This is a genomic window from Phenylobacterium sp., assembly GCF_004799515.1.
GTDB lineage: Bacteria > Pseudomonadota > Alphaproteobacteria > Caulobacterales > Caulobacteraceae > Phenylobacterium.
Window position 1 is genome coordinate 232,820 of the sequence record NZ_SSMX01000026.1, and the last position, 13,845, is coordinate 246,664.

The window sequence follows — 13,845 nt, forward strand, 5'->3', positions numbered from 1 at the left end:
TCCGTGCGATTGAGGTCTCCGCCCTGGATACGCCCGCCGGGCATAAGGGATCGATGTGGATTTCCGGGCCCGCGCCGCCTTGCGACGGCCCGGTTGCGGGGCCCGAGTCCGGCGGTCCAGGACCGCCTTTGCCGAATTCACGCACTCCCGAAATAATATTCACTCATGACATAGTCAGCGTTGACAGCCCCCGGAGCATCCGTCAGCGTTCTGTCACACGCGCCAGAGAGCGCCGAGGAATCGCTAGGGGGACGCCCATGAAGACCCACGCCATGTGGTTGAGCGCATCTGTCTTGACGCTGGCCTGGACCGGCGTCGCCAACGCCCAAGCCGCACCGCCCACCAAGCAGCAGAACACGGCCGACACCGTCCAGGAACTCGTCGTCACCGCCGAGCGGCGGGTGGAGAACCTGCAGAAGACCGCCATCGCCGCCACGGTGATGACCGGCGCCGACCTGCAGAAGCAGGGCATCGTCACCGTCGACCAGCTGCAGTTCGTCAGCCCGTCGCTGACCGTGAACAACTTCGGCCAGGGCAACGACTTCGACATCCGCGGCATCGGCAAGGGCGAGCACAACACCCAGACCGGCACCGGCGTGGTCACCTACCGCGACGGGGTCGCGACCTTCCCGGGCTACTTCCAGGAAGAACCCTATTACGACGTGTCCGGGGTCGAGATCCTGCGCGGTCCGCAGGGCACCTTCAGCGGCCAGAACGCCACAGGCGGCGCGGTGATCATCAACACCGTCGATCCCAAGATCAACGGCGGCTACACCGGCTACGTCCAGGCCCAGGTGGGCAACTACGCCGACTGGGGCGTGCAGGGCGCGGTGAACCTGCCGATCAGCGACACCCTGGCGGCGCGGTTCGCGTTCAACACCGAGGAGCGCAACAGCTTCTACCACATCAGCGGCCCCTGGACGGGCGACCCCGGCCTGAAGTGGGGCAGCGCGCGCTTCTCGCTGCTGTGGACGCCGACCGACAAGCTGAAGGTGCTGTGGAAGACCGACTACAACTACCTGGACAACGGCGGCTACTTCGGTGACCCGATCACCAACCTGGGCACCAGCAACCTCTTCAATTTCTCCAACAACTACAAGACCTTCGCCACCGACCAGTTCGCGCGCACGATCCTCAAGGTCGATTACACGACCGATTCCGGCATCACCCTGCGCTCGATCTCCGGCTACCAGCAGGGCCGCACGGCCTGGACCGGCGACATCGACGGCACCGCCCTGGCCGCGCCGAACTACATCATCGCCGAGGACGTGAACGAGCGGCTTTGGTCGGAGGAGGTGAACATCATCTCGCCCGACAAGGGGCCGCTGACCTGGGTCGTGGGCGCTTACTACCAGAACAACCGCTACGATTTCCCGTCCGGCCTGTTCGATATCGGCGTGCCGCCCGGCGCGGTCGACGAGGACCTGAACGGGATCAACAGCACCTACACCGCCGCCGCCTTCGGCCAGGTGAGCTGGAACTGGGACAACGGCCTGCAGCTGCAGGTGGGCGCCCGCTATTCGAAGTGGAGCAGCACCAACCGGGTCTATTACACGGTCCCGGAATTCGCCCTCGACTTCTACCAGAACGAGACCACGGACGGGAACAACCTGACCGGCAAGGTCGCGCTGAACTGGAACATCAACCCCGACAACTTCGTCTACGCCTTCGTGGCGACCGGCGCGAAGCCCGGCGGCCTGAACACCGCCCTCTACTTCGCCGGCGGCGCGGTGCCGCCACCGTTCAAGCAGGAGTACGTCACCGACTACGAGATCGGCTGGAAGGCCACCCTGCTGGACAACCACCTGCACACCCAGCTGGGCGGCTACTACAACAGCTTCGACCACTTCCAGGTGATCCTGCCGATCCCCAGCCAGCCGACCTCGACGACCGAGCAGAACGTCCCCAACGCGACCAAGCTGTACGGCATCGAGGCCCAGGCCCAGGCGGTGTTCGGCGACTTCTCCGGCAGCATCGGGCTGGGCCTCGAGCACAGCGAACTCGGCACCTTCTTCACCGAGGACCCGCGCCTGACGGCGGTCGGGACCTGCAACCCGACCACCGGGCCGCTGACCGCGGCCTGTATCAACCTGTCCGGTAAGCCGCAGACCTATGCGCCGGACTTCACCTTCAACGTCCTGCTCCAGTACAATTTCCACCTAGGCAACGGCGACATGCTGACGCCGCAAGTGAGCTTCAGCCATATCTCCGACCAGTGGGGCACCCTGTTCGACAACGTCTCGCAGGGCGACTACCTCGGCGCGCGCGACATCATGAACGCCAACCTGGCCTGGACGCACGGCGACCTGGTGATCACCGCCTACGGCGCGAACGTCACGGACGACCACTACATCGCGGCCCTGCTGTCGCCGATCCGCCTGGCGGGCGCGCCGCGCCAGTACGGCCTGCGCATCACCAAGCCGTTCTAGACTCCTCCCACAGGCCGCCGTTCCGGAAATCCCCGGGGCGGCGGCCGATTTTTGCCGGTTCATGTTCGCGTCGCGCCCATGCAGTCCTACGCCCTCACGGTCGATAAATTCCTCGATCACGCGGCCAAGTGGTCGGGCCGCCGCGAGGTCGTGACCGCCGAGGCCGGCGCGGTCTCCGGGCGCATCGGCTATGAGGCGCTGCGGGCGCGCAGCAACCGCCTGTCCGGCGCGCTGGAGAGCCTGGGCCTCAGCTTCGGCCAGCGGATCGGGACGCTGGCGTGGAACACCCAGCATCACCTGGAGATGTACTACGCGGTCATGGGCCTGGGCCTGGTCTGCCACACGCTCAACCCGCGCCTGACCGCCGCCAGCCTGGCGGCGATGGTCAACGCCGCCGACGACAAGGCCCTGGCCGTGGCCGCGAACCTCGCGCCCCTGCTGGCGGAGCTGGCGCCGCTGTGCCCCGGGCTGGAGCACATCATCCTGCTGGACGGCGACGACCCCGCGCCCGGCCCGGTGGCCGGCTGCCGCGCGCAGGTCTGGGCGCTCGAGCCTTTACTGGCGGCGCGCGGCGCGCCGGCCGCCTGGGGCGGCTTCGACGAGGAGACGCCGGCTGGCCTCTGCTACACCTCGGGCACCACCGGCAGCCCCAAGGGCGTGCTCTACACGCACCGGTCCAACTACCTGCACACCCTGCGCGCCCTGCAGGCCGACGCCTTCGCGCTAACCGGCCGCGATACGGTGCTGGTCGCCGTGCCGATGTTCCACGCCAACGGCTGGGGCATGCCCTTCGCCGCCCCCGCCGTCGGGGCCAAGCTGGTGCTGCCGGGCCGCCAGACCGACGGCGCCAGCCTGGCCAAGCTGATGCAGGACGAGGCCGTCACCGTCGCGGCCGGCGTGCAGACCGTCTGGCTGGGGGTCCTCGACCACCTCGACGCCACCGGCGGCGAGCTGCCGGCCCTGGAACGGGTGACCATCGGCGGCTCGACCTGCCCGGACGCCCTGATCGCGCGGATCGAACAGCGGTTCGGCGCGCGGGTGCAGACCAGCTGGGGCATGACCGAGCTGTCGCCGCTCGGCACCGTCGCCGCGCCGGACGCGCCGCGCGCGGCGACCCGGGCGTCGGGCCGCCCGGTCATGGGCCTCGACCTCAAGCTCACCGACGCGGACGGCGTGACGCTGCCGCAGCAGCGCGGCGTGGTCGGCCATCTGAAGGTCAAGGGCGCCAGCGTGCTCGACCGCTATTTCCAGGCCGAATCCGACGCCCTGGACGCCGAGGGCTATTTCGACACCGGCGACCTGGCGAGCCTGGACGAGGACGGCGCGCTGACGATCTGCGGGCGGTCGAAGGACCTCATCAAGTCCGGCGGCGAGTGGATCAATCCGGCGGAGATCGAGGACATCGTCGGGCGCCACCCGGCGGTGGGGCAGGTTGCGGTGATCGGCCGGACGGACCCGAAATGGGGCGAGCGCCCGGTGCTGATCGTCGAGCCGCGGCGGGGTGAGACGCTCGATGCCCAAAGCTTGCTCGACACCCTACGCGGGAAGGTCGCGGACTGGTGGATTCCCGACCAAATCGTGCGGATCGGCGCCATGCCGCTGGCGGCGACAGGCAAGATTGACAAGAACCAACTGCGGGCCGACTACGGGGCCGGCAAGCTTGACGCAGGGGGAACGCCGCCTTGATCCGTCCGACCCGGCCACTGGTCTTGCGAGCGTTCTAGGTCCGGGTCCGATGTCAGACGGCTCAGCAGCCAAACGGGTTCGCCGCAGCAAGGCCGAGCAGCGCGCGGAATCCCTCGAACAGATCCTCGACGCGGCCGAATACCTGTTCTCCCAGCACGGCCTGCATGGCGTCACCCTGCGCGACGTGGCGCAACGGGTCGGGGTCCACACGACCCTCATGCACTACTATTTCGCGGACAAGCGTCGGCTGTTCGAAGCGGTCTTCGCCCGCCGCGCCGGGGTCACCAGCGGCCGGCGCATGGCGGCGCTGGAGCAGTACGAGGCCGACGCGGGCGACCATCCGACGGTGGAGGGCGCCTTGCACGCCTTCCTCGACACCGACCTCGACCTCTACATCCAGGGCGGCGAGCTCTGGATGAACTACGCCGCCCTCTGCGCGCGGGTCAGCAACACGCCTGAGGGCGCCCAGCTGATGGACGAGCACTTCGACCCGGTGGTGCTGAAACTGGTCAGCATCCTGAAGCGCGCCCTGCCGGACTATTCCGACGAGGACGTCTTCTGGGGCTACCACTTCGTGACCGGCGCCCTGATGAACACCCTGGCGCGCACGGGCCGGATCGACCGGCTGTCGGGTGGCGTCTGCCACTCGGACGACTTCGCGGCGGTCAAGACGCGCATGGCCCGGTTCATGGCCGCGGGCTTCCTGTCCCTGAAGGGCTGACGGGCGCCGCTCAGCCGCGCGGTTGCAGCGGGACGGAAAGGTAGCCGCCGAACTCCTTCGGGAAGTCGACCGAGACGCGGGCGTGGACCCGGCTCTGGCGGTCCAGGAACACCGAATGGTCGTCGAGGGGCACCACCGCGCCGTGCCAGACGCCGGGATGGACATAGAGGCCCTGGCCGCCGTCGCAGCGGAAGGCCACGAACTTGTCGGGCGTCACGTCGTCGCCGGGCAGGGCCAGGGGCACCAGGAAGCTCTGGCCGTTCAGGGGCCAGAACAGCTGGCCGCCGTCGGGGTGGTAGTTGGCGCGCCAGATCAGCACGCGCTCGCGGGGCCGGGCCGGGCCCTCGATGGCGGCCGCCTCGGGCCACTGGCTCCAGCCGAACAGGTAGCTGTCGCCCACCGCGTTGTTGCGGGCGTATAGGGTGTCGCCCTTCCACCAGAACTCGAACAGGCCCTCGGTCACGCCACCCTGGTCGCCGGAGTGGTCGTCGATCGGCCGCCAGCCCTGGGCGGGCCAGCGCACGATCTCGATAGGGAAGGTCTCCGGATCGCCGCTGACGATGCGGCCATAGCCTTCGACGCTGGCCTCGGTGGCCTGGATCACCGGGGTCTCGAACAGCGAGCGCACGCCGGTGGTGGGCGTGTAGGCGATTTCGCCGGGGTCGAAGTCCATGAGCTCTTGGTCTCCCATTGCCGAGATCAGGGTGAGGTCGCTACGGGGGCCGCACCTGCGCCGGCCTGTTCCGCCGCGGAATCGCAGCCGATGGCAAGGGTGACGACGCCGGTCAGCAGCACCCCGCCGGCCAGCGCCAGCAGGCCGTAGGTGAAATCGCCGGTGGCGTCCTTGATCCAGCCGATGGCGAAGGGGCCGACGAAGCCGCCGATGTTGCCGACGGCGTTGATCGCCGCGATGCCGGCCGCCGCCGCCGCGCCGTTCAGGGTGGAAGCGGGCAGGGTCCAGAAGACCGGCAGGATGGCCAGCGTCCCCACGGCGCCGAGCGTGATGGCGACGATGGCCAGGGCCGGCGAGGGCGCCAGGAAGGCGCTGCCCGCCAAACCGAGCGCGCCCACGAGCGAGGCCGCCGCGATGTGCCAGACCCGCTCCTTGGCGCGGTCGGATCGGCGGCACCACCAGACCATGGCCAGCGCCGCGACGCCGTAGGGGACGGCCACCAGATAGCCGACCAGCCCATCGGCGACGCCCGCGGTCCTCAGGATCTGCGGCAGCCAGAAGATCACCCCATAGAGGCCGATCTCGACCCCGAAATAAGCCAGGCACAGCAGCCAGACCCTGGGGTCGGTGGCGAGCTGCGCGAGGCCCGATCCGTAGCGGCCGTGGCGATAGGCCTGCTCCGCTTCCAGCGTCTGGGTCAGCCAGGCCTTCTCCGGCGCGCTCAGCCACTTCGCGTCCGCGGGCCGGTCCGGCAGATAGATCAGGGTGGCCACGCCCAGGCAGAAAGACGGCGCGGTCTCGGTCAGGAACAGCCACTGCCAGCCGGCCAGGCCGAAGACGCCGTCAAGCCGCAGGATAGCGCTGGAGATCGGGCCGCCGAGCGCGGTGGAGATCGGGATGGCGGTCATGAAGAGGCCGATCAGCTGCGCCCGCCGCGCCGCCGGCACCCACTGGGTCAGGTAGTAGATCACGCCGGGGAAGAAGCCCGCCTCGGCCACCCCCAGCAGGAACCTCACCAGATAGAAGCTGCCCGCGGTCTTCACGAAGGCCATGGCGCCGGCGATCAGCGCCCAGGTGTCATGATCCGCGCGATCCAGCGCCGCGCGCCCACCCGGCGCAGGATCAGGTTGCTGGGCGCCTCCAGCAGCACATAGCCCGCGAAGAAGATCCCCGCGCCCAGGCCGTAGACGTAGGGGGAAAAGCCGAGGTCGCGGTTCATCCCGCTCGCGGCGAAGGAGATGTTCACGCGGTCGATGAAGGCGGCGAAGTAGAGCACCGCCAGGAAGGGGACCAGGCGCGCCCCAACCTTGCGGATCGCCGAGGCTTCGAGGGACGGATCCATCCCACCGCAATAGAACGGCTTGATCGCGGTTCTGTGACCTAGTGAGGGGCCGACGCCTCCACCCAGATCGGGTCGGTGTAGGCGCGGCCGCCGCCGCGGTCCTCGACGATCAGGGCGTACCACGCCGGACTGGCGGCGGTCCGGGGGAAGTCCACATGGGTTTCGCGGCCGCGGGTGGCGAGGTCCAGGGTCTGCACGACAGCGCCGTGGCTGATCAGGGACACCGACTTCAGGCCGTTCACCGCCTTCAGGTCGAAGCCGAGGTCGAAGCGTTGGCCCGCCACGACCCGGACCGTCTCGCCGAACATCCGGTCGGGGAAGATCAAGGGGCCGTAGGTGACGTAGGCGTGCCCCGCCTTCATAGCGCGGGCGAAGCTGAGCGCGGTTACGGGGCCGTCCGGGTGGGCGTAGGCGCGCACGGCGCCGGACAGCTCGTTCCAGACGTCGTGGGTGTCGGAGCCGCCGGACAGGTAGTGGCGCTGGCCTTCGTTCCAGAACGCCCAGGCGCGGGCCAGCACCTTGTCGTCGTCGCCCCGGTTGGCGGAGTTGATCTCGAGCAGGTCGAAGCCGGGGTTGAAGCCGCCCGGCGCCACGCCGCGGTCGAGGCTGGCGAAATAGCCGTAGGGGATCAGCGGGTGGTTGACCTGCAGCACCTCGGCGTCCAGGCGGTGGGCCTCGGCGATCACCGCGCCGATGGAGGTGTCGCCAGTGTCGATGGCCAGGGGCTCGCCCAGCTTCACCGGATAGGCGTTGAAGTGCGCCCAGGACGTCGAGATCTCCACCGAAGGAATGAACGGCACGCCGCGCCGGTCGGCGATGGCCTGCAGGATGCGGTGGTTGACCGTCGAGTCGTGGTCGCTGACGAACAGGAGGTCGAGGCCGGCGGCGAACTGCGAGCGGGCGAGGTCGGGCGCGGGCGTCACCGCCTCGGCCTGATCGGCGTGGTGGTGCAGGTCGGCGGCGTACCAGCCGCGTGCGCGGGGGTCGGCGAAGGGCGCGAGGGCCACCTTGCGGGTCTCGGCCGCGCCGGAGGCCACCGTCGCCTCGACCGTGGCGGGCGAGGCCAGGACGTTTAGGCCGTGGGTGATCGAGAAGGCGTAGGCACCGGGGGCAAGCTCCAGCTCCGCCACGCCGCGCCGGTCGAGCTCGGTGAAGAACACCTTGCGGCCCAGGAATTCCACCACCGGCTTCTGGCCCCGGTCGATGGCGATGCGGGCGTCGAGTGGCGCGCCCGAGGCCTGGTCGGCCACCGAGAAGCGCTGGCGTCCGGGCGGCTGCAGGCCTGAGAAATCGCGGGTGAGGGCGGCGCCGGGGGCGATGACGGCGGTGGCGCGGGGCGTCTCGGAATAGCCCTTGGCGGTGGCGTAGGCCGTGTAGCCGCCGCCCGCCGGCAGGGCGATGCGGTAGCGGCCGGCCGCGTCGCCGAGGGTCCAGGCGTAGGGCTGGCCGGATTTCTCGATGACGACCACCGGCGCCGCGACCGGCCGTCCGTCGCGGCCGGTGACCTGGCCTGTCAGGTCTCCGGCGGGGAGGCGGCGGCGCGCGATCTCCTCGGCGACGACCGGGGCGAGGTCGCCGCGGGCGCCCACCTGCAGCCAGCCCTCGAAGGTGCGGCGCTCGCCGGGGGCGAGGCTGTGGGTCTGGTACATGTCCTTCGAGCCGTAGCCGACGTGCTCCAGATAGGGGGCGTGCAGGGCGACGAACCAGCCCTCGTCATAGGCCACGACCCGGTCGGACAGCGCCCCCTTGGCCGGCCCGTCGCTGACGCCGGCGAGGCCCGGGACGGCGAACAGGTGGCCGCTGCTGGGCCAGAGCGTCAGGCCCGAGCGCAGGTCGGCCAGCGCTGCTTTGCCGTCGTTGGTCATGGTGACGGCGATATGCACCTGATCCTCGCCGGACTTCAGGGTGTAGACCGTGGAGACCGCGACCTCGCCCCAGTCGCGCTCGGTGCGGACCACGGCCTCCTGCGGGGTGTCCTCGACCACCTCCACCCGGTGATAGGTGTTGGGCCAGGCGGACCAGTTGTTGGGGATGAAGTCAGCGAAGACCACGCGGTCGCGGCCGATCTTGCCGTCCGCCACCGGCGCCAGGTCGACCAGCGCCCCGCGCGGCACGCCGTAGGGCGGCGGCGACTGGACGGCGAGCGCGAAGGCCAGCTTCTCATTGACCACGGTCAGGTCGCCGGCGGCGCGGGCGTCGCCGCCGAGAATGGGTGTCGGGCCATGGACGATGCGCACCGCGGCGTCGGCCAGCGAGGGCGCCAGGATGGCGCCGATGGCGAGCCACAACCCGATGATCGACCGCATGGACACCTGCATCGCCTCCCGCCCGCCCGCGACTCAAGGGCGAAGCGGCCCGCATCATCGCGCGCGGCCTGTGACGCTTGAACGAGGCCTCGCGCGAACTGTCACGAGCGCAGCGTAGAAGGCTTGGCTTTAGGGTGGAACAGCCGAGCCAATGACGTGAGCGGTCGCCTCCAGCGCGCCCTGGCGCGAGCCAACCCCGCCATCTTCACCGCCGTCGCCGGATTGGCGGGATTCAGCGCCTATTTCGCCATGTACGCCTTCCGCAAGCCGTTCACGGCGGCGACCTACGGCCATGTGGCCGGCTGGCCGTTCGTGCTGGACTACAAGATCGCCCTGATCGTCGCCCAGGTGGCCGGCTACGCGCTATCGAAGTTCATCGGCATCAAGGTGATCTCCGAGATCCACCCGCGCCACCGCGCCGTGGCGATCCTGGGGCTGATCGGCGTCTCCTGGCTGGCGCTGCTGGCCTTCGCGGCGATCCCAGCGCCGTGGAACGTGGCCGCCCTGTTCGTCAACGGCCTGCCGCTCGGCATGATCTGGGGCCTGGTCTACGGCTTCATGGAGGGCCGCCGGGTGTCGGAAATCCTGGCCTCGATGCTGTGCGCCAGCTTCATCCTGTCTTCTGGGGTGGTGAAGTCGGTCGGCGTCTGGCTGATGCAGACCTGGCATGTGGACCAGTTCTGGATGCCGGCGGCGACCGGGGCGCTGTTCATGCCCCTGCTGCTCGCCTCGGTCTGGGTGCTGAGCCAGCTGCCGCCGCCCAGCCCGCGCGACGAGGCTGAGCGGGTCAAGCGCCTGCCGATGACCGGGGCGGAGCGGTCGGCGTTCCTGAAGGCCTATGCGCCGGGTCTGGTCGCCATCGTCTTCGCCTACATCCTGCTCACCGCCTTCCGCGACTTCCGCGACAACTTCGCCGCCGAGATCTGGACCGCCCTCGGCTACGGCGGCGACGCGGGGATCTTCTCGGCGAGCGAGCTGCCGGTGGCCGTCATCGCTCTGGTCGGCATGGCGGCGGTGACGGCGGTGCGCGACAACCGCCGGGCGCTACTGGTCATCCACGGCATGGTGGCGGGCGGCTTCGCCCTGCTGGGTTTGGCGACGCTCGCCTTCCAGGCGCACCTGATCGGCCCGGTGACCTGGATGATCCTGGCCGGCTCCGGCCTCTATATCGCCTACAACCCGATCAACGCAGTGCTGTTCGATCGCCTGGTGGCGGTGAGCGGCCGGGTCGCGAACGCCGGCTTCCTGATCTATGTGGCGGACTCGTCCGGCTACATGGGCAGCGTGGCGCTGCTGCTCTGGCGCAACTTCGGCCAGGGCGCGCTGAACTGGCTGCAGTTCTTCACCCTGGGCGCCTATGCGACCAGCGTGGCCGGCGGCGTCGCGACCCTGCTGGCCGCCGCCTATTTCCTGCACCGCTCGGCGGACCGCCAAGACGCGGCCAAGGGCCTCGTCGCGCCTTGGCCGGCGGCGCCCGCGGCGGATTAGGAGGAGCGCGCCTTGCCATCTGAAGCCCCAGCCGACACGCCGCGCCTGCTGGATGGCGGCGTAGCCCTGGACGTCAGCCTGCGGGGTGAGCCTCGCCGCTTCCACGCCATCTGGCTGCGCGACAACGCCCAGGACCCGGCCACCCGCGACCCAGGCAACGGCCAGCGGCTGATCACCCTCCTGGACATCCCGGCTGAGACCCGCATCGCCGAGGCGGCCTGGGCCGACGGCCAGCTCCGTGTCCGCTTCGACCCCGACGGCAAGGTGGTGGCCTTCGATCCCGACTGGCTGCTGGCCCGGGCCTACGACGAGCCGCCGCCGCCGGCCGCGGGCTGGACCGGCGCGGAGGTGACGCGCTGGGACCCGGGCCTCGCCAACCGGGCGCCGGTGGAGGACTACGAGCTTGTCCGCACCGACCCGGCCGCGCGGCTGCGCTGGCTGCAGGCCATCCGCCGCTTCGGCTTCGCCCGCCTCACCGGCGCGACGGCGCAGAGCGGCCTGCCCCTCGCGGCGGCGGAGCTGTTCGGCTATGTGCGGGAGACCAACTACGGCCGCGTCTTCGATGTCCGGGCCGAGGTCAATCCCAGCAACCTCGCCTACACCAACCTAGGCTTGCAGGCGCACACGGACAATCCCTACCGCGATCCCGCGCCGGGGCTGCAGATCCTGGCGTGCCTGGCGAACACCGTCGAAGGCGGGGAGTCGATCGTCATCGACGGCTTCAAGGTCGCTGAGCGGCTGCAGGCGGAGCGGCCGGAAGGCTTCGACCTGCTGACCCGATACTGCGCCCGCTTCGAGTACGCCGGCGCCAAGGGGGTCAGGCTGCGCGCCAAGCGGCCGATCCTCGAGCTGGGCGCCGACGGCGAACTGATCGCGGTGCGGTTCAACAACCGCTCGGCGGCGGCCTTCAGCGACATCCCCTACGACCGGATGGCCGGCTACTACGCCGCTTACCGCCGCATGGCGGAACTGGTCGAGGACCCGGCGCTGGCGGTCCGGTTCCAGCTCGCGCCCGGCGACCTCTTCATCGTCGACAACCTGCGGGTGCTGCACGCCCGCAGCGCGATCACCAGCGCCGGGGGCCGCTGGCTGCAGGGCTGCTACGCGGACAAGGACGGCCTGCTCTCGACGCTGGCGGCGCTGGAAGCGGAGGGCTGAGGCGCCCGCCGGTCAGCGCGCCGCGTCGCTCTGCGCGAGCGGGCGGATGTCGCGGACCATGTCGACCAGCATCTCGCCGGGCGCATCGAACATCACGTCGTGCGAGGCCCGCTCGATCTTGAAGAAGGCCTTCTTCGGCGCGTGGATGCGCCTGTAGTAGTCCTCCGCCAGCGGCGTCGGCGTCGTCCGGTCCGCGGCGCCCGCGAAGATGAACACCGGGCATTTGAAGTCGGTGACCTTGTCGAAGTCCACCGATACGAGCTGCGGGAACAGGATGATGTCGGAGCTCTGCTCTCCCAGGTCCGCCGCCTTGACGTCGTCGTCGGTGTAGTCGGGGCTCAAGGCGCGGATGCCGGTTTCCGGATCGGTCGAGCGGCCATAGCGCATCCCGCCCAGGGCCACGTCCCACTTCCGCTCGGCCACGATCTTGAACATGGCGGCCAGGGAGACGTCCGCGGCCGTGGCGACGCCCGGATAGGGCGCCAGCGCCTTCAACTGCTTGACCGCGGCCTCGTTGCCGACCTTTTCGGCCTGGGCGAGGGTCTCCTGATAGCCCATGGTCTCGTTCTTCAGGACATTCACCACCTGGCCGACGCCGACGTAGGCGTAGAGCGCGTCCGGCCGGTGCTGGGCGACCCGCACGCCGATCACGCTGCCGAACGAGTGAGCGACGAGGAAGATCTTCTTCTTGCCGTAGGTCGTCCGCAGCAGGTCGATCAGCTGCTCGGCGTCGGCCTGCATCCTGTCGAGCGTCATGGTCTTGTCGGGCTTCAGGCCGGCGGCGGCGAAGGTCTTGCCGGCGCCGCGCTGGTCCCACTGGACCACGGTGAAGAAGTCTTCCCACGGCCGCTGGAACACCCAGCTTTCCGGCATCATCGGCGAGCCTGGGCCGCCGTGGACGAACAGCAGGATCGGATTGGCGGGATTGTTCCCGCGCAACCGGACACTGCTTGATCCCGCCGATCTCAACGGCCTTCAGCTCGTCGATCCCGCCCGGCGCGATGGCCTGGGTCTCGGCGATCACCGCCCGGGCCGGCTTTTCGGGCTCCGCGGTTTGCGCCGCTGCGGGGTGCGACGCCCCGATCAGCAACCCGGCCGCCAACGCCGCCGAGATCGAACACGCGGCCAGCCTACCCATGGAACCCCCCGAGACGTTGCGGTGAACGCGTTACCCCTGCCTCTTATAGACCTCGTGGCGGCTGGCGCAGGCGCCGGAAAGCGCGCTCTCGGCCTGGGCTAGGTCCAGCGCGCGACGGTCTGTGCTAGACTGGCGTCATGACCGAAGACACCGCCCGACCCGTCCTCAAGCCGCCCGGCGGCGAATCCAAGGTGCTGCTGCACTCCTGCTGCGCGCCGTGTTCGGGCGAGGTGATGGAGGCGATGCTGGCGTCCGGCGTCGACTACACGATCTTCTTCTACAACCCGAATATCCATCCGGAGCGGGAGTACCTGCTGCGCAAGGACGAGAACGTCCGCTTCGCCGAGAAGCACGGCGTGCCCTTCGTCGACGCCGACTACGACACCGACAACTGGTTCGCCCGCGCCAAGGGCATGGAGTGGGAGCCGGAGCGCGGCGCGCGCTGCAGCATGTGCTTCGACATGCGCTTCGAGCGCACGGCGCTCTACGCCCACGAGCACGGCTTCCCGGTGATGACCAGTTCCCTGGGCATCTCGCGCTGGAAGAACATGGCGCAGATCAACGAGAGCGGCGCGCGGGCTGCCGCGCCATATGAGGGCCTTAGCTACTGGGACTACAACTGGCGCAAGGGCGGCGGCGCGGCGCGGATGATCGACATCTCGAAGCGCGAGGAATTCTACCAGCAGGAATATTGCGGCTGCGTCTATTCCCTGCGCGACACCAACCGCCACCGCCGCGAGACCGGCCGCGGACCCATCGAGATCGGCGTCCAGTTCTACCGGCGCTAGCCTGAAGATGAGGCATGACGCCCCGGCCGTGGGCGAACTCACGCGATCCTGCGGTTATTCCTGGAATGGGCCGGGACCGGGCCTCTAGAGTTCCGAATCGCACACCCAGAGGCCTC

General features: G+C 69.6%; 12 protein-coding genes. 7 read left to right on the forward strand and 5 right to left on the reverse strand.

The window, feature by feature from the left end; genetic code table 11:
* The first annotated feature begins 257 nt into the window (after positions 1-257).
* From E8A49_RS10490 to E8A49_RS10500, 3 genes are all read left to right on the forward strand, one after another.
* Entirely contained in the window at positions 258-2,429 is a 2,172-nt protein-coding gene (locus E8A49_RS10490; protein WP_293380251.1) for a TonB-dependent receptor, read from the forward strand.
* Between the two features lie 78 nt (positions 2,430-2,507).
* Positions 2,508-4,115 carry an AMP-binding protein gene (locus E8A49_RS10495; protein WP_293380254.1) on the forward strand — a complete coding sequence of 536 codons (1,608 nt, stop codon included), beginning with the start codon at positions 2,508-2,510 and terminating at the stop codon, positions 4,113-4,115.
* Between the two features lie 49 nt (positions 4,116-4,164).
* Positions 4,165-4,836, forward strand: a complete 672-nt coding sequence (locus E8A49_RS10500; protein WP_293380257.1) for a TetR/AcrR family transcriptional regulator — start codon at positions 4,165-4,167, stop codon at positions 4,834-4,836.
* A gap of 10 nt (positions 4,837-4,846) precedes the next feature.
* Here the strand turns inward: E8A49_RS10500 and E8A49_RS10505 are convergent, their stop codons facing one another.
* From E8A49_RS10505 to E8A49_RS10520, 4 genes are read right to left on the reverse strand one after another with little or no spacing between them, the layout of a single operon-like run.
* The gene (locus E8A49_RS10505) at positions 4,847-5,509 is read right to left on the reverse strand and encodes an ureidoglycolate lyase (protein WP_293380260.1); all 663 of its coding nucleotides are present in this window, start codon (positions 5,507-5,509) and stop codon (positions 4,847-4,849) included.
* A 26-nt stretch (positions 5,510-5,535) separates the two neighbouring features.
* Entirely contained in the window at positions 5,536-6,561 is a 1,026-nt protein-coding gene (locus E8A49_RS10510; protein ID WP_293380262.1) for an MFS transporter, read from the reverse strand.
* 11 nt (positions 6,562-6,572) lie between these two features.
* Positions 6,573-6,851, reverse strand: a complete 279-nt coding sequence (locus tag E8A49_RS10515) for a hypothetical protein (protein WP_293380265.1) — start codon at positions 6,849-6,851, stop codon at positions 6,573-6,575.
* A gap of 38 nt (positions 6,852-6,889) precedes the next feature.
* Entirely contained in the window at positions 6,890-9,157 is a 2,268-nt protein-coding gene (locus tag E8A49_RS10520; RefSeq protein WP_293380268.1) for a CehA/McbA family metallohydrolase, read from the reverse strand.
* 156 nt (positions 9,158-9,313) lie between these two features.
* Between E8A49_RS10520 and E8A49_RS10525 the strand changes: the two genes are divergently transcribed.
* Positions 9,314-10,645, forward strand: coding sequence for a DUF5690 family protein (locus tag E8A49_RS10525; RefSeq protein ID WP_293380271.1), 1,332 nt, complete (start codon positions 9,314-9,316; stop codon positions 10,643-10,645).
* A 12-nt stretch (positions 10,646-10,657) separates the two neighbouring features.
* Entirely contained in the window at positions 10,658-11,803 is a 1,146-nt protein-coding gene (locus tag E8A49_RS10530) for a TauD/TfdA family dioxygenase (RefSeq protein WP_293380274.1), read from the forward strand.
* Positions 11,804-11,815: 12 nt separating this feature from the next.
* Here E8A49_RS10530 and E8A49_RS10535 read toward each other — a convergent pair whose 3' ends face one another.
* The gene (locus E8A49_RS10535) at positions 11,816-12,742 is read right to left on the reverse strand and encodes an alpha/beta hydrolase (RefSeq protein WP_293380277.1); all 927 of its coding nucleotides are present in this window, start codon (positions 12,740-12,742) and stop codon (positions 11,816-11,818) included.
* Positions 12,743-12,753: 11 nt separating this feature from the next.
* Between E8A49_RS10535 and E8A49_RS10540 the strand changes: the two genes are divergently transcribed.
* Together E8A49_RS10540 and E8A49_RS10545 are read left to right on the forward strand one after the other, a co-directional pair.
* Positions 12,754-12,966, forward strand: a complete 213-nt coding sequence (locus E8A49_RS10540) for a hypothetical protein (protein WP_293380280.1) — start codon at positions 12,754-12,756, stop codon at positions 12,964-12,966.
* Between the two features lie 112 nt (positions 12,967-13,078).
* Entirely contained in the window at positions 13,079-13,729 is a 651-nt protein-coding gene (locus E8A49_RS10545) for an epoxyqueuosine reductase QueH (protein WP_293380283.1), read from the forward strand.
* Positions 13,730-13,845: the final 116 nt, after the last annotated feature.